The sequence below is a fragment of the Geobacillus sp. C56-T2 genome (assembly GCF_007829715.1).
Lineage (GTDB): Bacteria > Bacillota > Bacilli > Bacillales > Anoxybacillaceae > Geobacillus > Geobacillus icigianus.
In genome coordinates, this window is record NZ_VJWB01000001.1 from 2,965,784 (window position 1) to 2,983,828 (window position 18,045).

At 53.5% G+C, this 18,045-nt stretch carries 17 protein-coding genes; 4 read left to right on the forward strand and 13 right to left on the reverse strand.

Annotated elements, in window-relative coordinates:
• Positions 1-88: 88 nt before the first annotated feature.
• The gene (locus GC56T2_RS14785; protein WP_144976218.1) at positions 89-1,261 is read right to left on the reverse strand and encodes an acetyl-CoA C-acetyltransferase; all 1,173 of its coding nucleotides are present in this window, start codon (positions 1,259-1,261) and stop codon (positions 89-91) included.
• Between the two features lie 27 nt (positions 1,262-1,288).
• Positions 1,289-3,676, reverse strand: coding sequence for a 3-hydroxyacyl-CoA dehydrogenase/enoyl-CoA hydratase family protein (locus GC56T2_RS14790; RefSeq protein ID WP_144976220.1), 2,388 nt, complete (start codon positions 3,674-3,676; stop codon positions 1,289-1,291).
• A 186-nt stretch (positions 3,677-3,862) separates the two neighbouring features.
• On the opposite strand from GC56T2_RS14790, the gene GC56T2_RS14795 reads away from it, so the two are divergent.
• Entirely contained in the window at positions 3,863-4,012 is a 150-nt protein-coding gene (locus GC56T2_RS14795; RefSeq protein WP_081897172.1) for a YuzL family protein, read from the forward strand.
• A gap of 20 nt (positions 4,013-4,032) precedes the next feature.
• Here the strand turns inward: GC56T2_RS14795 and GC56T2_RS14800 are convergent, their stop codons facing one another.
• Positions 4,033-4,950, reverse strand: coding sequence for a proline dehydrogenase family protein (locus GC56T2_RS14800; RefSeq protein WP_033018587.1), 918 nt, complete (start codon positions 4,948-4,950; stop codon positions 4,033-4,035).
• A gap of 165 nt (positions 4,951-5,115) precedes the next feature.
• Here GC56T2_RS14800 and GC56T2_RS14805 point away from each other — a divergent pair, with 165 nt between their 5' ends.
• Entirely contained in the window at positions 5,116-5,373 is a 258-nt protein-coding gene (locus GC56T2_RS14805; RefSeq protein ID WP_033018548.1) for a hypothetical protein, read from the forward strand.
• A 15-nt stretch (positions 5,374-5,388) separates the two neighbouring features.
• Complete coding sequence (locus GC56T2_RS14810) at positions 5,389-5,724, forward strand: spore coat protein (RefSeq protein WP_144976222.1); 336 nt, start codon at positions 5,389-5,391, stop codon at positions 5,722-5,724.
• Between the two features lie 216 nt (positions 5,725-5,940).
• Here the strand turns inward: GC56T2_RS14810 and GC56T2_RS18210 are convergent, their stop codons facing one another.
• From GC56T2_RS18210 to GC56T2_RS14830, 6 genes are all read right to left on the reverse strand, one after another.
• On the reverse strand, positions 5,941-6,075 hold the full coding sequence (locus tag GC56T2_RS18210; RefSeq protein WP_255358742.1) for a hypothetical protein: 135 nt from the start codon (positions 6,073-6,075) through the stop codon (positions 5,941-5,943).
• Between the two features lie 100 nt (positions 6,076-6,175).
• The gene (locus GC56T2_RS17890; protein ID WP_172706426.1) at positions 6,176-6,352 is read right to left on the reverse strand and encodes a hypothetical protein; all 177 of its coding nucleotides are present in this window, start codon (positions 6,350-6,352) and stop codon (positions 6,176-6,178) included.
• A gap of 565 nt (positions 6,353-6,917) precedes the next feature.
• Entirely contained in the window at positions 6,918-8,297 is a 1,380-nt protein-coding gene (bioA, locus tag GC56T2_RS14815; protein ID WP_144976224.1) for an adenosylmethionine--8-amino-7-oxononanoate transaminase, read from the reverse strand.
• The gene (gene bioD / locus GC56T2_RS14820; protein WP_144976227.1) at positions 8,287-9,003 is read right to left on the reverse strand and encodes a dethiobiotin synthase; all 717 of its coding nucleotides are present in this window, start codon (positions 9,001-9,003) and stop codon (positions 8,287-8,289) included. The genes bioA and bioD overlap by 11 nt, the downstream gene beginning before the upstream one ends.
• Positions 9,004-9,009: 6 nt before the next feature.
• Positions 9,010-9,573, reverse strand: a complete 564-nt coding sequence (locus GC56T2_RS14825) for a biotin transporter BioY (RefSeq protein ID WP_144976229.1) — start codon at positions 9,571-9,573, stop codon at positions 9,010-9,012.
• 765 nt (positions 9,574-10,338) lie between these two features.
• A complete protein-coding gene (locus GC56T2_RS14830) occupies positions 10,339-12,141 on the reverse strand; it encodes a pyruvate kinase (RefSeq protein WP_144976231.1) in 1,803 nt (600 codons plus the stop codon).
• Positions 12,142-12,550: 409 nt separating this feature from the next.
• On the opposite strand from GC56T2_RS14830, the gene GC56T2_RS14835 reads away from it, so the two are divergent.
• Positions 12,551-13,114, forward strand: coding sequence for an FAD-dependent oxidoreductase (locus GC56T2_RS14835; RefSeq protein WP_144976233.1), 564 nt, complete (start codon positions 12,551-12,553; stop codon positions 13,112-13,114).
• Between the two features lie 180 nt (positions 13,115-13,294).
• Here GC56T2_RS14835 and GC56T2_RS14840 read toward each other — a convergent pair whose 3' ends face one another.
• From GC56T2_RS14840 to GC56T2_RS14855, 4 genes are all read right to left on the reverse strand, one after another.
• Positions 13,295-13,762: a flavin reductase family protein gene (locus tag GC56T2_RS14840; protein WP_144976236.1), complete on the reverse strand. Its 468-nt coding sequence runs from the start codon at positions 13,760-13,762 to the stop codon at positions 13,295-13,297.
• 725 nt (positions 13,763-14,487) lie between these two features.
• Entirely contained in the window at positions 14,488-16,440 is a 1,953-nt protein-coding gene (locus GC56T2_RS14845) for a TRAP transporter permease (protein ID WP_144976238.1), read from the reverse strand.
• A complete protein-coding gene (locus GC56T2_RS14850) occupies positions 16,433-16,933 on the reverse strand; it encodes a DUF1850 domain-containing protein (RefSeq protein ID WP_144976241.1) in 501 nt (166 codons plus the stop codon). The genes GC56T2_RS14845 and GC56T2_RS14850 overlap by 8 nt, the downstream gene beginning before the upstream one ends.
• A gap of 77 nt (positions 16,934-17,010) precedes the next feature.
• A complete protein-coding gene (locus GC56T2_RS14855; RefSeq protein WP_144976243.1) occupies positions 17,011-18,012 on the reverse strand; it encodes a TAXI family TRAP transporter solute-binding subunit in 1,002 nt (333 codons plus the stop codon).
• Positions 18,013-18,045 lie beyond the last annotated feature (33 nt).

Sequence of the window (18,045 nt, forward strand, 5' to 3'; positions counted from 1 at the left end):
ATGATTGATGATCCGGGCGGCAACGCCGCCCGGGAAATAGGCGTTCCCTGCAGCCGGACCGCTCATTCGGGCCACGGCCACCCATCCGCTACAGCAGTTCAAACACGCCGGCTGCGCCCATGCCGCCGCCGATGCACATCGTGACGATACCGAACTGCACGTTGCGGCGCCGCATTTCGTAAAGCAAAGACAACGTCAGCTTCGCGCCCGTGCAGCCGAGCGGGTGGCCGAGCGCAATCGCCCCGCCGTTGACGTTGACGATGTCCTCATCCAACCCAAGTTCGCGGATGACTTGGATCGATTGCGAGGCGAACGCTTCGTTCAGCTCGATCAAACCGATGTCTGACAGTTCCAAGCCGGCGAGCTTCAACGCTTTCGGCACCGCGGCGATCGGGCCGATGCCCATCACTTCCGGCGGCACGCCGGCGACCGCAAAGGACCGGAACTTGCCGAGTGGCTTCAAGCCGAGCGACTCCGCTTTTTCACGGTCCATCACCATGACCGCCGCCGCCCCGTCGCTCATTTGCGACGCGTTGCCGGCCGTGACCGTGCCGTTGACCGCAAACGCCGGGCGCAGTTTCGCGAGCGTCTCCATGTTCGTGTCCGGACGCACGCCCTCATCTTGCGCAAAGACGACGGTTTCTTCGACGAGTTTGTTGTTTTCGATTTTGCGCACCGCCACTTCCACCGGCACGATTTCCTCGTTGAACTTGCCTTCCGCAATCGCCTTGGCGGCGCGCTGATGGCTGCGCACCGCGAACGCGTCTTGATCTTCGCGGCTCACACCGTATTTTTTCGCCACTTGCTCAGCCGTGTGCCCCATTGACATGTAATATTCCGGCGCTTCTTCCGCCAAGCGGGCGTTGGGGCGGACGACATGGCCCATCATCGGCACCATGCTCATCGATTCGACCCCGCCGGCGATGACCGTGTCGGAATGGCCGAGCATGACCCGTTCCGCCGCATAGGCGATCGCCTGCAAGCCGGACGAGCAATACCGGTTGATCGTGATCGCCGGCACCGTATACGGCAGCCCGGCGAGCGCGCCGATGTTGCGGGCGATGTTCAAGCCTTGCTCCGCCTCCGGCATGGCGCAGCCGATAATGAGATCATCGATGTTTCCTTCATAATTTCCTGCCCGTTTCAACGTCTCTTTGACGACGAGCGCCCCTAAATCGTCCGGCCGCACATGGGCGAGCGTTCCTTTTTTCGCTTTGCCGACCGGTGTCCGCGCTCCTGCGACAATGACCGCTTCTCTCACGCCGATCCCCCCTTGATCGTCCCCGCGTTAGTTGCGGAGCGGTTTTCCTTTCACAAGCATATGCTGCATGCGCGCTTGCGTCTTCGGTTCGCCGATGAGGCTCAAAAACGCCTCGCGCTCCAAATCGAGCAAATATTGCTCATCGACTTCCGTTCCGTACGGCACGTTGCCGCCCGCTAGGACGTACGCCAACTTTTTCGCGATTTTCAAATCGTGCTCGCTGATGTAGCCGGAATGGAACATCGACTGCGCGCCCAACAGCATGGCCGCATAGCCGCTTTCGCCGGCCACCGGCACTTTCTTCCTTACAGGCGGCCGGTATCCTTCCTCATACAGCGAGAGCACAGCCTGTTTCGCTTCATGCAAAAGATGGTCGCCGTTCATCGTAATGCCGTCTCGGTGATTCAAGAAGCCGAGCTCGCGCGCTTCGGCCGCCGATGTCGACACTTTCGCCATGGCGATCGTTTCAAATACGCCGGCCGCGATTTTGACGTAGTCGACGTCCACGCCGCGCGGCAGGCTGTTCAACCGTTTGATGTACAGCTCCTTATTGCCGCCGCCGCCCGGAATCAAGCCGACGCCGACTTCGACGAGCCCGATGTATGTTTCCGCCGCCGCTTGGATGCGCGAAGCCGCCAAGCTCACTTCCGCCCCGCCGCCGAGCGTCATGGCAAACGGCGCGACGACGACCGGTTTCGAATTGTATTTCATGCGAAGAAGCGCTTGCTGGAACTGGCGAACGGCAAGTTCCAATTCAAAAAAGTTTTCGTCTTGCGCTTCCATGAGCATCATCGCCAAGTTCGCGCCAACGCAGAAGTTTTTCCCTTGGTTGCCGATGACCAACCCTTTGTAATTGCGGTTCACTTCCTCAAGCGCCTCGTTGATCATGAAAACGATGTCCGCGCCGATCGCGTTGTTCGGCGAATGGAACTCCAAAAGCGCCACGTCATCGCCGAGGTCGATGAGGCTTGCGCCGGCGTTTTTCTTGATAACCCCGCGCGTTTCTTTCAGCCGGCGGATGTGGATGACTTTTTCGCTCTCTTCTACTGTTTTATATCCGCCGGTCGCATAATAGAACAGCTGGCCGTTTTTCGTTTGATAGAACGAGGTCGCTCCGTCGGCGAGCATGTCCGTAATCCACGCCGGGATGTCGCGCCCTTCCGCCTGCATTTTGCGCACCGATTTTTCGAGGCCGATCGCATCCCACAGTTCAAACGGACCTTGCTCCCAGCCGAACCCCCACTTCATCGCCCGGTCGATCGCGACGATGTCGTCGGCGATCTCCCCGACAAGGCGGGCGGCATATAGCAATGTTGGCGCCATGATGTTCCAAAGGAGCGTGCCGGCGCGGTCGCCGTCGGCATAGACGAGCGCTTGCAGCTTGGCGGCCGTTCCTTTCGCCTGCTTCGCCATCTCCACCGCCGGGGTGACCAGCTTTTTGCCCGGCTCGTACTGCATCGTGACGTAGTTCAGCTCGAGAATGTCTTTTCCTTGCTTGAGGAAAAAGCCTTGTCCGGATTTGCTGCCGAGCCAGCCGTTGTCAAGCATCGTTTTCATAAACTCCGGCACGCGGAACGCCTCTTTTTCTTCCCCTTCGACGTTTTCATATACGTTGTTGGCGACATGGACAAACGTATCGAGCCCGACGACGTCAAGCGTGCGGAACGTCGCGCTTTTCGGCCGGCCGATGAGCGGCCCGGTCACCGAATCGACTTCACCGACGCTATAGCCGCCTTCCATCATCTGGCGGACGGTGACAAGCAGTCCGTACGTGCCGATCCGGTTGGCGATGAAGTTCGGCGTATCTTTCGCCAGCACGACGCCTTTGCCGAGCACGTCTTCGCCGAACGATTTCATATAGGCGACCACAGCCGGATCGGTATGCTCCGTCGGGATGATCTCCAGCAGCTTCAAATAGCGCGGCGGGTTGAAGAAATGCGTGCCTAAAAAGTGTTTCCGGAAGTCTTCCGACCGCCCCTCGGCCATCGCGGCGATCGAGATGCCGGAAGTGTTCGAGCTGACGATCGTCCCCGGCGTCCGCACCTCGTCCACACGGGCGAAGACTTCTTTTTTCACTTCCAGCTTTTCCACGACCGCTTCAATGATCCAATCGACTTCCGCGAGCCGGTGGAAGTCATCCTCGAAGTTGCCCGTTTCAATTAAAGCGATGTTGTCTTTGGACATGAGCGGCGCCGGTTTTTGCTTGAGCAGCCGCTCGAGCGCCTGATTAACGAGGCGGTTGCGCACTTGTTTATGCTCGAGCGTCCAACCTTTTGCCTCTTCCTCTTTCGTCAACTCGCGCGGCACGATGTCCAGCAGCAACGTCGGAATGCCGACGTTCGCCAAATGGGCGGCAATGCCCGCCCCCATGACGCCGGACCCTAGCACCGCGGCGCGCCGAATGCGTTTTGCCATTTCGGTTCCCCCTTACACCATTGAATGAATCGTCATTCATTTTTTGTGAAAAAAAATATCGTTGAAACCGCTATCTATAACTAAATATATAGTATGTTAGTAATTTTCGCAACATATTTGCCGCACATTTTTCTCACATCGTCCGCAAACAGCTGGCTCATACTAAGAACGAGGAGGTGAACCGCGATGGCCCGCTTGAAAAAGAATCCGTCCGAACGCGGGGTCAGCGCCGCGAGCGTCAAAGGCAACGCCGGTCCGACCGTAGAAGCGGATGGCGGGGGCAAACGGACAAGCCAAAACCAGCAGTACAAAAAGCACAACATGCAAGAAGGCTGACGCCGATGCGCCAGCCTCTCTTATTTGCGGATGATTCCTTTGATGACAAACGCCACGTTGGCCGGCCGCTCAGCCAGCCGGCGCATAAAGTAGCCGTACCAGTCCGTGCCGTACGGAACGTAGACGCGCATCGTATATCCTTCGCGCGCCAGCTCGATTTGTCGCTCGGGGCGGATGCCATACAACATTTGAAACTCAAATTGGCTGTTTGGAATGTTGTATTCCTTGACGAGCTGTTTCGTATATTCGATGATGGCATCGTCATGCGTCGCCACCGCCGTATAGTTACCGTTAAGCAAATGTTGCTTGATGATCTTTTTAAAATTCTCATCCACATCCTTTTTGTCTGGAAACGCCACCTCGGGCGGTTCTTTGTACGCCCCTTTGACAAGCCGCAAGTTCGGGCGGTACGGCTTTAAATCTTCAATGTCTTGTTCCGTCCGATACAAATACGCCTGCAGCACCGTGCCGACGTTGTCGTATTCTTTTTTCAACGTTTTAAAAATGTCGAGCGTCTTCTGGCAGCGCGAATAATCTTCCATGTCAATCGTCACAAACACGCCGCGCTCTTTCGCCGCGTCCAAAATGCGGCGCATGTTGCGCATCACGAGCTCATCGGAAATATCGAGCCCCATCGAGGTCATTTTCAACGACAGCTGCGAATTCAGCTTCTCCCGGCTGATCGCCTCGATCGCTTCCAGGCAATGGCGCGCCATCTCATTCGCTTCCCGCTCATTGTCGACAAACTCGCCTAAATAATCGACCGTCACCGCCAAGCCTTTTTCGTTCAACTGGCGGATGACGCGCACCGCTTCGTCGATCGTCTCGCCGGCGACAAATCTGGAAGCGCCGAAGCGGAGGCCGTATCGCTTCGCCAGCTTCGTCAACGTTTTATTTTTGGACAGAAACAAGAACATATCTCGCATCAGCTGCTCCACCATTGCAAGCCCCCTTGTATGGAAACGCATTCACCATGATTATTGTACCACGTTTTCGACCAATTGAATATGTTTTTTCTTCACCATTCATGTTTTATATGTGCATAATTTTCCACACACCGGACACGCTAAAAAGCGAATGAAGAAGAAAGGAGCGAAACGAAGATGCAGCAACAGCCGCAAATGAATCCACAGGCGGCGATGCCCGCACCGCCGCAGATGGTGTCAACGAAAGACGCGATGTATTTTGCCGACATGATGTCATGGAACTTACTGGCGGCGAAAAAAGCACACTTTTTCGCTGCGCAATGTCGCGATCCTGAAGTGGCGCAGGCGATCGAGCGCGCCGGGCAAATGCACGAGCGCCATTATGACATGATTTTGCGCCACTTGCAAAATCCGCCGCAGCCGCCGGTGATGTGAAAGGAGGCAGAACGAATGAACACGAAACAAGTGCAAAATGCGGAAACGCCCGTTCCGAAAACGCCGCAAATGAACGAGCGGGATTTTTTAAACGATATGCTCGCGACGGAAAAATACATGACCTTGTCGTACAGCGTCTTTTTGCATGAAGCAAGCCATCAAGCATTATATCAGGATATGATGAATATTTTTACGGAAACGCAAAACTGTCAACGCGAGCTGTACGAACTCATGTTTAAAAAAGGGTGGTACAAGCTCGAAGCGGCCGATGCCCAAAAGCTTCAGCAAACGTACCAGCAGTTTCAAGGATATCGGAGCCAGCTGCCGCATTCCTCCCAGCCAATGCAATAGTGACCGAAACGGGGGATGTCCAAGCAAAGCCGGGACATCCCCACGCCTCGCCAACGCCATGTGACTTTCAGCGGCGATAACTAGCGACAACCAGGGGCGCCAACGGCGATCTCCCCCTCAAGAAAGACACAAAGCGTGACAGAGAAGCGGCTACTTATCTGACGATGAGAGAGGGTGTCCCGATCGTTTTGGGACACCCCCTCTGGCATCGTTTGCTTAATACCACCAGCCGGGATACGGAGGATAAGGCGGGTACGGGTAAAACGGGCGCGGAGCCAAGGCGCCGCCGAGCAGACCGCCCAAAAATCCGCCGACAAACGGGGCGCCAAACAGCAAGCCTGGAAACGGCATCGTGTTCCTCTCCTTTCATTACGGAATGGAAGGCTTTACTTTATTCATATGTGCCAAACAAAAAAGCGGGTGGGCCGTCCGCCCACCCCTTTTCATTTTCTTACCACCAAATCGGGCCATACCAATACGGATAGAAAAACGGCGGGAACAACGCGCTGCCGAGCAGGCCCCCTAAAAACCCGCCGAAAAATGGAGCGCCAAAAAACGGGAACCCGTACGGCCGCCAAAACCACCACGGACGCCAAATGCGCTCATCGGCCACTTGAAAATGACTCATTCGCCTTCCTCCCTTCGCTCGCTTTAGTCCCACTGTATGCAGGAAAAACGCCCGCTGCCTAGGCTAGTACCTAGGGGGCAGGCGATTTCATCTTGTTTATGGCTTTACAATGTCATTTCTCCATTCGAAAAACCTTGTTGCATCAGCCTCTATGTTCACGTGTTCCATCGCCGATCAAGGCAAACAGAGGTTTTCACCAACCTGCTAGGGGGCAGGTGAAAAACCGCCGTTTCCCCCGTTCGCTGAGTGAACAGAGGAAACGCAGGAGCGACACTGCCGGGGCGGTTGGCGAAACAGTGCTAGGAAGCGTCATGCCCCCTTCCATCGGGCTGCCCCAAAAGGTTGTCCGCCTTTGAGATAGGCACCACATATCGTGCGGCCGAAGCAGTCAGCACGTATATATAGCAACCGAAAGGGATGTCCTAGCCTTTTTCGGACATCCTCATGCATTGGAAAACGAGCGCAAACGGAGGGAAACCAAATAAGCGAAATGAGTCAGCGAAGGGAAAAGTCGTTCAGCCTAGCGGTGCCATGCCAGGCCGTCCGGATCCCACCCGACGCCCGCTCAGCCAAGCTCCGCCCGCGCTTGCTCGTACAAACAGACGATCGAATCGTACAAAATGCGCACCGCCTCCTCCATTTCCGCTTCGCTCATCGCCAGAACCGGAATGAATGTCAACACCGGGCCGAGCGGGCGAATGACAAGCCCTCTTCGGCGCGCCTCAAGGATGATCCGATGTTCCAACATGGCGGCGCGCGGAAACACTTCTTTCGTTCGTCGGTTTTTCACGATTTCAATACCGCACATCAACCCTTTTTGCCGGATATCGCCAACGATCGGGATGTCGTACAACCGCTCAAGCCAACCAGCTAGGCGGCGCGCTTTTCGCTGCACATCGTCAAGCAAGCCGCGCGCTTCAATGAGCTCGATATTTTTTAGCGCCACGGAACAACTCAGTTGATTTCCGGTGTATGTATGGCCGTGGTAAAACGTTTTGTCTTCCTCCGCATCGCCGAGAAACGCCGCATACACCTCTTCAGTGACGAGCGTTGCCGCGAGCGGCAAATACCCCCCGGTAATCCCTTTGCCGAGACAGACAAGATCGGGAGCGACCTCTTCTTGTTCGCAAGCGAACATCGTTCCGGTGCGGCCAAAACCAACGGCGACCTCGTCGCAAATAAGGAGCGTCCCGTATTGGCGGCAAAGCGCCTCCACTCCTTTCAAAAACCCGCGCGGATGAACAATGATTCCCGCCGCCCCTTGAACGAGCGGTTCGACAATAACGGCGGCAATGTGTTCGTGCTGGCTGGCGAGCACGCGTTCCAACTCATTCAAACAATGGCGGACAACGTCCTGTTCCCTTCCGTACTCCTCCATGCGATACACATACGGCGCCGGCACTTCGATTCGCTCAAACAGGAGCGGTGCGAAAATGCGGTGGAACGTCTCCATGCCGCCAACACTCACCGCTCCGACCGTATCGCCATGGTACGCTTCTTTCAATGAGACAAACTTGTTTTTCGTTGCATACCGAACCGGATCGAGGTTTTTCCAATATTGATAAGCGATTTTGAGGGCAATTTCCACCGCGGCCGCCCCGGTATCGGAATAAAACACTTTTGACATGTGCGGCCAATATTCAAGCAGCCGTTTGGCCAACAAAATCGACGGCACATTCGCCGAACCAAGCAATGTCGAATGGGCGATCTTCTCCAATTGCTCATAAAGCGCCGCATTCAGCTCCGGATCGTTATGGCCGTGGACATTGACCCAAAGCGATGCATACCCGTCCAGATAGCGGCGACCGTTCACATCATATAAATAGCTGCCTTTTCCACGCTCAATGATGAGCGGCCGCTCGTTGACGTACTGCTTCATTTGCGTGAACGGGTGCCAAACATACTGTTTGTCCCATTGTTCCAATTGCGCATAACTATACACCAACGCCCAGCACCTCCAGCAGTTGTTTCGCCTTTCCTTGTTCGATCCATTGGACCGCTAAAGATTCCAGCTCTGATCTAGATACCGTCGGCAGGCGCGGCACCATCGCCAGCACCGGCAGCCGCAGCAAAGCGGCGATCGTTTCGACATTGTTTTGATGGATGATCTCTCGCTCCTGAAACTGATTGAACACAAGACCGAGCAAACGAATGTTTTGTACGTCCGCATACGCCGCCGTCGTCACCGCGTGGTGAATCGCACCGAGACTTGAGAGCGACACGAGAATCGCCGGCAGCTCATAGTCGCGAACAAAATCGCTCGTCATGTACCATCGTCCGCCGCGCTCGCACCACGGAACGGCCAGTCCCCCCGCTCCTTCAACAAGCACGACATCATAGCGTTGCCGCAGCGCTGCCAACCGTTCAGCTATCCGCTCAGGCTCGATAGAAGTGCCGGTCAGCGCCGCTGCCAAATGCGGGGACATCGCCGGCTCCATGCGGTACATTCCTTCAAAATGCGAAAACTGAACCACTTGTTGATACCAATGCTGCTCGGCAAACGAAATTCCATCGTCAGCCATCCCGGTTTGGACCGGCTTGAACACGCAAGTTGAACAACCAAGACGCTCTAACGCCAACGCGATCAATGATGTCACGACCGACTTGCCGATTTCAGTCCCTGTTCCCGTTATGAACAACGCCGTTCCCATCGTCGATCATCCCCCTAACCGCTCTGTTGTCATAACCGGCCGAACGCGAGGCCAAACACGCGCAGCGACAAGCGAACAGGCCGCACAAAGAATGAGATCCCCAGGAATCGGAAGCAACACGCCAAACCAAATCGTCTGCCCGATGGTCAACGGTTTTTCCACGATCCATTTCATCGCGCCGTACAACCAAAGGCACCCGCATAAATACACGACGACCAAGGCAGCAAGATTGGCGGCAAACAATTGCCCCCCTTTCGTCCAACGAAAACGTTCGATCAGCCATCCGCTTGTGTACGCCCCAGCGATAAATCCAAGCAAATAGCCGAAAGTGGGCTTCCAGATGTAACCGAGCCCTCCCCCTTCAGCAAACACCGGCGCCCCCGCCAATCCGACCAACACGTACAACAGCTGGCTGAGCGCACCGATTTTCGGCCCAAGCAAGCACGCGGCCAAGTACACCGCAGCGATTTGCAACGTAAACGGCACATACGGCACCGGAATTTTGATCATTCCGCCCACGGCCGTCAACGCCGCAAACAGCGCCGCCCAAATCCAGGAACGAATGTGCATCTTTCCCCTCCTCTCCCATTATTGCTTCTATTTTATCGAAACGGCTTCTATTTTGTAAACCATATTTATAATTAGGTTTACATATAAGGCGCAAAAAAAGCAGGGAACTTCCCTCCCCGCCGATCAACGGCAAATCTCGCGAAGCTACCATTTCCAAGTCGTGCCATCACCCCCAACGGATACCGTTTCACACCCATGCCTAGCAGGCTGGTGATTGACTCGCGCAACCGCTTCTCGGAACCGCTTCCCAAGTTGAAAAAACTGTTACATCAGCCTCCTATGTTCACATATTCCATCGCCGATCAAAGCAAACAGCAGTTTTTCACCAACCTTCTAGGGAGCCGGTGATTGACTCACGCAACCGCTTCTCAGAATCGTTTCTCAAATAGAAAAACTAGTTGCATCAGCTTCTATGTTCACGCGCTCCATCATCGATCAAGGCAAACAACGGTTTTTCAGCATCCTTCTAGGAGACTGGTGATTTACTTGTGGATACGGCTTTGCCATCCCATTTCTTAACTAGAAAAACCTTGTTGCATTGGTCCCGATTTTCATGCGTTCCCCCATTGTTGAAGGGAATCAGCGGTTTTTCACCAGCCTTCTAGAAGACCGGTGAAAAACCGCTGTCACACACCAATCGGCGGCATTTTCATTCAGAAAAGAAAGCTGATTTGGCAAGGTTTCTCTAATTAAGAAATAGGTGGGATCAGTAGCATTTTACACGAAATCACCAGCCTCCTAGGCCGTTCGAACACCGGAGGCGGCTTACTCCAAAGACGAGAGCCGATCCGTCCACTGCCCAACGTGGCTGTCTTCGCTTGCAAGCAAAAACGCCAACAAGCGGACCGCCTCAGCGATATGCGCTCCTTTGTTTAGCATGATGCATTGCGCCTGCTTGCCGAGAAACACATCCGAAAGTTCCGGGCGCGACGGAACCCCTTTTTTCGCCATTTGTTCCAGCACTTGTGTCGCCCAAATGACGGGGATGTGGGCCGCCCGGCATAGCATTAAAATCTCGCGCTGGGCGGCAGCCATATGTTCAAATCCGACTTCAAGTGCTAAATCGCCGCGAGCAATCATCACCGCGAACGTCGGGAACTTTAACCCCTCAAGCACAATGCGGGCTAAGTTGTGGAGCGCCTCCCTCGTTTCGATTTTCGCAACCACCGAAAGGGAACAAGCCCCTTGCTCTGAAAGCAAACGATAAAGCTTTCGCAAGTCATACGGCGTATGGACAAACGACAATCCGACCATATCCGCATGCTCCGCGATGAACGGAATCACTTCGAGATCACGGTCGGTGAGCGGCGGAACGGTCAAATGGATGAACGAATCGGGAAGATGGATGCCCGTCCCTTGCTTGATCGTTTTCCGCTTTCCTCCATCAGCGATGACTTTCGCCTCCACGCACCGTTCATGCACTTTAACGATCCTGGCCAAAATTTGGCCATCGTTCAAATACAGCCGATCCCCCGCCCGTACGTTGCGCCAAGCCTTCGCCAATGTAGTCGTCATTTTTACGCCGCGTTCGTCCTTTGCAGCTACAAACTGGGCGTCATCGAAATAAATATAGAGCGGTGTCCCGGTTTGGACAAACGCTTTCATCGGGATAAACAAGGCGGAAGAAAGGGTAAACAGCACCGACCCACGCCACAATTTCATTCCTTTTTGCACATAGGCCGTCCGTGACAGGAGAACTTTAAAGCAAGACGGCCCCATTTGTTCGATCACCTTCAATTTTCGTTTTCTCCCGCGCACATCGGCAAAAAACAGGTCGTCTCCTTGCTCCGCGACCGCCTCCTCCTCGGCCGTCAACTGCAGTATGAACGAAACATCATGAGGAAGCGGAGAAGGCAGTTGCGAAGATCCAGAGCCGAGAGAAATGATCCCGGTCAACGGTTGAATCGGTTCCCCATATTCATTTTTCGGCACGGTCAGCTTCACCGGCTCTGTATGAACGGCAAGCCGGTCGACCCGAATTTTCGGTCCCGGCAAATCCATATAGATGCGGCATCGCTTCCCTAACAGCTGTTGTTGCAACCGCTCTTCCGCCCGGCGGATGACAGCCGCCAGCGTCTCCCACGTTTCCGGTGAACCGTAGGCGCAATTAATGCGGGCAATGTCCATGCCGTACAAAAGAAGCCGCTCTATGATGTCCGGCTCATCGGCCCACGCTTCGTCCATCGTCACCATGATGCGCGTCCGCTGGGAACGACCAGATGGGCCAAACATCGCTTCCGTTCGTTCGTCAAGCAGCCGTTTCGCTTCGTTTCTTGTCACCGCTCGGATCTCCTCCCCACGATCAAACGGCGTGCGCAAATAAGTCAAAAACTGTTCCACTGTCGCGAGGAGATGAGGCTCTTGCTCGCCAAGCAGCAATCCCTCTTCTTCCAGCGCTTCCATTAAATCAGGAGGCATATGCTCTTTCATATATAAATAAGCGAGTAACTGATCCCGGCTCTCTTCATGAAATGGAAGCGGAAAATGTTTCCGTTTTTGCCCGACCCATTCCGCCATCTCGCGGTAAAAAGCGGCCAATCGGGCCCCTAAATCTCGTTTGTCGTGCATCAGCGGCACCAACCCTCATCAAAAATGCGGTTTTATTTCTATATATTCGCCGCCGACAAAAATAAGGACAGAAAAAAACCGGCGCCATTCGCCGGTTTCCCACTTGAACCTAACTGTATGTTTGTTCACCATCTTATTTTTGAACGACCAATTTCATTCCACATCGGCAAAGTAATGAATGTTTCAGGCGCCGTACCGGATGTTGGCATTGTTCACAAATAATGGTCTTGCTCATTGGTTCGTCTCTCCTTTGTGATCCCCTCTGCTTTCCATTATACACGCACCTTTATTTAAAGTAAATATAATTTGATAATAAATATCATTTTATAAAACAAATCGTTTGGACGTTGTTTCCACCTATGCTACACTATTCATAGTGCCAATATTCAAACAAAGGGAGGCTGTCATGATGTACGACATTGCCATTATCGGCGCTGGGCCGGCAGGGGCGAGCGCTGCGATTTTCGCCGCCAAGGCAGGGAAAAAAACAGTCGTATTGGACAACGACAAAAGCATGACCAAACGCGCTTGGGTGGAAAATCATTACGGCGTCCCGGAAATCAGCGGTCCGGATTTAATCGAAACAGGCAAAAAACAAGCAGCCAAGTTTGGGGCTGAACTGGTGACCGCACAAGTGACGGACATTCAAAAAACGGACGGCGGATTCCGACTTGACACCGACAACGGTTCGTATGAGGCGAAACACGTCATTTTCGCTACCGGCGTTGCCACCGACCTCGCAGAAAAAATCGGATTGCGCACAAAACCAGGCACGGAGCCGCGCATCAAAACGGTGATTGAAGTCGACGCCAACGGCAAAACGAACATTGACGGCATTTGGGCGGCCGGCACCGTGGCAGGCGTCAGCGTTCATACGATCATCACTGCCGGCGATGGAGCGAAAGTCGCCATTAACGTCATTAGCGAACTGAACGGCGAACGGTACGTCGACCACGATGTGTTGAAAAAATGACAAAGGGTCAGCCGAAAAGGCCGCCTTTCCTTAAGAGAAGAAAAATATGGACTTATGGGAGCGTTCTGTCCATATAGACAGCGATGAAAAAGGGTGTCCCGTTGTTTTTGGGACACCCTTTGCTTTCATGTGAACCGAACGACCGATGTCTCGGCGGGCTGCCGTATGCCTTCTCCATCCTTATTGACCAATGCTTCGGTATTTCCCCTCGAAAAATAAGAGCGGGTCACCCGGTTCGTCTTTCATCAAAATATCGGTCACTTCGCCAAAATAGAGCGTATGGTCGCCGGCGACGTACGAGCTGTGCACGTTGCATAAAATATTCGCCATCGCATCCGGCAAAACCGGGTGACCATCGACCCATTCAAACGCCACATCCCGTTCTTCCTTCAGCTGGCCAGCAAACAGCCGCGACAAATCCTCCTGAGCGCGCGTCAACATGTTGACGGCAAACTTCCCAGTTTGCTTGACGATGTCATGCATCCGTGCTTTATGACCAATCGAGACAACGACAAGCTTCGGATCAAGCGAAACGGACATAAACGCGTTCGCCGTCATCCCTTTTACTTCCCCTTGAAACGCGGTCGTCACGACCGTCACGCCAGTTGCGAATTTCCCCATCGCGTTGCGAAATGTGCGATCATCCATGCGTTCTCCCATCCTTCCCTTTTCATCATCTAGCTGTTGTTTGCTGCCCCCAGAAGGCCGGTGAAAAACTGCGATGTCCTTCCAGCAATGATTTTTTATCGCTCAAAAAACATTCATGAGCAAGCGTTGCTCCCCACCCTGGCATGAAAATGACGGATTAGGGTGGCGAATTTTCACGGAAAGTTCCATGAGCAACATTTTGTCCTCCACCCAGGGATGAAAATCCGCGTCAGTTCGGCATTTTCACGGAAAACAGACGTTCTCAATGAAAGAAATACGTTTTACATTTGCCTTTTTCAATCACCGGCCCACTAGGCGGGCAGTTCTCAGCCGCTTAGGCGCCTGTTTCAGGCAGGCTGCCCGGTTTTCTATAGTGAAAGCCAACCAAATCTATTCCCATCATAGCAAAAACAAAACAAGGAAACAACGACGACGCGCCATCAGCCATTGCCGCGTCGGAGATGTCCTTGCTCAAAGCCGACCGGTTCCTTTTGATCACCTAAGGGGCTGGTGATTTAAGGGACAAGCCGTTTATCAAGCCCGTTTCTCAAATAGAAAAGCCCTGTCGCATCAGGATCGCCTTTCAAACGTTCCCCCTTTGCTCAAGAGAAACAATCGTTTTTCACCAGCCATCTAGATGATGTCACCGCCCCGTCGCAACCGCAAGCAAAAGGCAGGCCTCGTCTAGATGAGCGCCTGCCTTTCGGTTTGTTCAAACCGGACTTTTATGACGCTGTTTTCTGCGTCCGTTCCCGTCTTCCGGCTGCATATTGAATGGCAAACATGGCAGCAAATAAGACCAATCCGACGATATCGCTGATTGTTTCCGGATAAATCAGCAGCAACCCTGTCGCAACCGCAATGATGCGTTCAACAATGTTGAGCTTCCGGTACCAAAAGCCGATCATCCCCGCACTAATGGCCAACATGCCGATAAACGCGGAAAAGACGACCCATATCAAATATGGAAGCGTCGTATCAATCATTAACAGCGCCGGTGAAAAGACAAACATGTACGGGATGATAAACGCGGAAATCGCCAGCTTCGACGCAATCACCCCGGTCCGCAGCGGCTTCCCTCCGGAAATGCCGGCGGCCGCAAACGCCGCAAGCGCCACCGGCGGCGTAATGTCGGCAATAATGCCAAAGTAAAAGACGAACAAATGAGCCGCCAGTTCCGGCACACCGGAAGCGATGATCGCCGGTGCAGCGATCGTTGACGTAATGACATAGTTCGCGGTCGTCGGTGACCCCATACCGAGAATGAGCGATGTCAACATCGTGAAAAAGAGCGTTAAAATCAAAATCCCGTTCGATAAGTCCACTAGCCCGTTTGCCATTTTTAAGCCAAGGCCGGTTTTCGTCACGACCCCGACGATAATCCCGGCGGCCGCTGTCGCCGCCGCCACAGACAGCGCGCTTCTTGCTCCGTCAACTAAAGCGTCGATAATGTCACGCCATCCTAACCGCGTTTCCTTTTTCAACGCGCTGACCGCAATGATCGCAACGATCGACCAAAGCGCGGCCCGCATCACGCTCATTCCGCTCATCAGCAGCAAAATAACGATAAGGATCGGAATGAGCAAGTAGATTTTTCCGAGCACTTCTTTCCGGTTCGGCATTTCTTCCTCTGTCAACCCGCGCAGCCCGATTCGCTTCGCTTCAAAGTGCGTCATCATCCAAATGCCGGCAAAATATAGAATCGCTGGGATCGCTGCTGCTTTGGCGATCTCCCAATACGAAATGCCGCCGATAAACTCGACCATCAAAAACGCTGCCGCTCCCATGACCGGAGGCATGAGCTGGCCGCCGGTGGACGATGTCGCCTCCACAGCGCCGGCAAACTCTTTTCCATATCCGAGCCGTTTCATCATCGGAATCGTAAACGCGCCAGAAGTGACGACGTTCGCCACTGAGCTGCCGCTGATCGTTCCTTGGAGCGCGCTGGAGAACACGGCCACCTTCGCCGGACCGCCGATTCGCTTCCCGGCGACAACGAGCGCCAAGTCATTAAAATACTCGCCGACATCCGTTTTCACTAAAAATGCGCCAAACAACAAGAAGACGAAAATGTATGTCGCCGATACGTACAGCGGCGTACCGAAAATGCCTTCCGTCGTAAAAAACATCGTTTTGACGAGCCCTTCCAAATCAACGCCCCGATGGGCCAAAAATCCCGGCATATACGGCCCGAAATACGCATACAGCAAAAATAGCGAGGCGATGATCGTAATCGGCAGCCCGACCGCCCGTCTCGTCGCCTCAAGCACAAGCAGCACGGCGACCAAACCGACCGTAAAATCAAGCGGCGTCATAATGCCGATGCGTTGGACGATATCATCGAGCATCAGCGGCAAATATGCGCCCACCCCGATCGACAATAACGACAAAATGATATTCACAATCCCGACGTTGGAACGGTGAAGATGCTTTTTCCGCGCCGGAAACAATAAAAAGATAAGCGACAAGGCAAACCCTAAATGGATCGACAATAAAATTTGTTTTGGAAGCGTTTGAAAAATCGAAGCGTATAACTGAAAAAGTGAAAAGGAAAGCAGCCCGAAAAAGGCAATCCAGCCAAGCGGCCCTTTCAATTTGCGCGTCGCTGCTTCCGGATCGTATTTTTCTAGCAATTGTTGCTGCTCCTCAGCGGATAGCTGTTCAAACTTCTCAGTCAAACAAGTTCACTCCCTTCCAGCATTGAACTAATGATAGTTGTGTCACCTTGATGCGGACAATGGAGCCGGGAGGGATGACTGTGTTTAATGTCACCGTCTTCCCTTCATAAATGACGCGATGATTAGCGACCACTCGTCCAATGCTCAACCAAATGGATGGAAATTTGCGCTCCATGCCGGTAATATAGTATTTTCCATTCCGAAACGTAAATGTTTCCCCTGACGCCGCATTCGCCGGCATCCCGACCGCCGTATCCTCATAAGTGAGAGCGATTTGTTCAATCGTCCCGTCAGCCAACACCTTATACGTTTCCTCGACATCTGAACGATGGATCGAATGCGTATAGCGAATCGCGAACGTATCCCCCTGAGAAATCGGGATATACGCAGCGACCCGACCGTCCTTTTCAAACGCGACCACCTGACGGAAAGGAAGAAAGAAGACAGCAGCCGCCGCCAGAAGTACACTGACCGCTATGACCCATTTTCGCATCAGCCGCCCTCCTTCGCGGCCGCGGAAATAAGGAAGGGCTGGCGCCATGACCCCGGCCAGTCCTTCCTGCCACACCGTTATTCCGCTTTAACCCCTTTTTCATCAAAGTATTTCTTCGCTCCTGGGTGAAGCTCGATCGACATGCCATCGAGCGCATGTTCCAGCTTGATTTGCTGGGCTTTGGCATGTTTAACCTTATCCAAGTTTTCAAAAATCGCTTTCGTAACGTTGTAGACCGTGTCTTCCGGCAGATCCGCCCGAGCGACAAGCATCGCGCGCACGGCGACCGTCGGAACCGCTTCCGCTAGCTTATACGTCCCTTGAGGCACTTCGTCTTTCGCATAGTACGGGTATTTCTCAATGAGCGCATTGATTTTGTCTTCAGCGATCGGCACAATCACAACGTCTTCCGTCGCTGACAAACCTTCCACTGCTCCCGTCGGCGTTCCTGCTGTAATAAAAGCAGCATCAATCGTGCCATCTTGGATGCCGGAGACGGAATCATCAAACGACAAATTGCGCGCTTTAATATCATCAAACGTCATGCCGTGAACTTCCAAAATTTGTTCCGCATTTGCTCGCGTTCCCGAGCCCGCTTCCCCGACAGAAACGACTTTTCCTTTTAAATCCTCAACGGACTGAATGCCCGATTTTTTCGTTGTGACAATTTGAATCGTTTCCGGGTAAAGGGTCGCAATCCCTTTCACGCTTTCAATTTTCTCTTTAAACATTAACTTTCCTTCTGTGGCATATGTCGCGATGTCAGTTTGAGCAAACGCAATTTCCGCATCGCCCGCATCCAAAATCGCCATGTTTTCCGCCGATGCCCCCGAAGTGATGGCATTAGCGTCGATACCCGTTTCATCTTTAATAATATCGGCAAACGCCCCACCAAGCGGATAATACGTTCCGCCCGTCCCGCCGGTGGCAATGCTGAGGAATTTCACGTCGCCGCCTTGCTTCCCATTGGCTCCTTCTTGCTCTGTCCCTCCATTGCCGTTACCGTTTCCACAAGCGCCAAGCAACAGCGACAGAGAAAGAACAGCCATAGCGCGCGTAACCCACTTTCGCTTCTTCATCGTCATCATCTCCTTTGCTATTTTCAGTTTCCC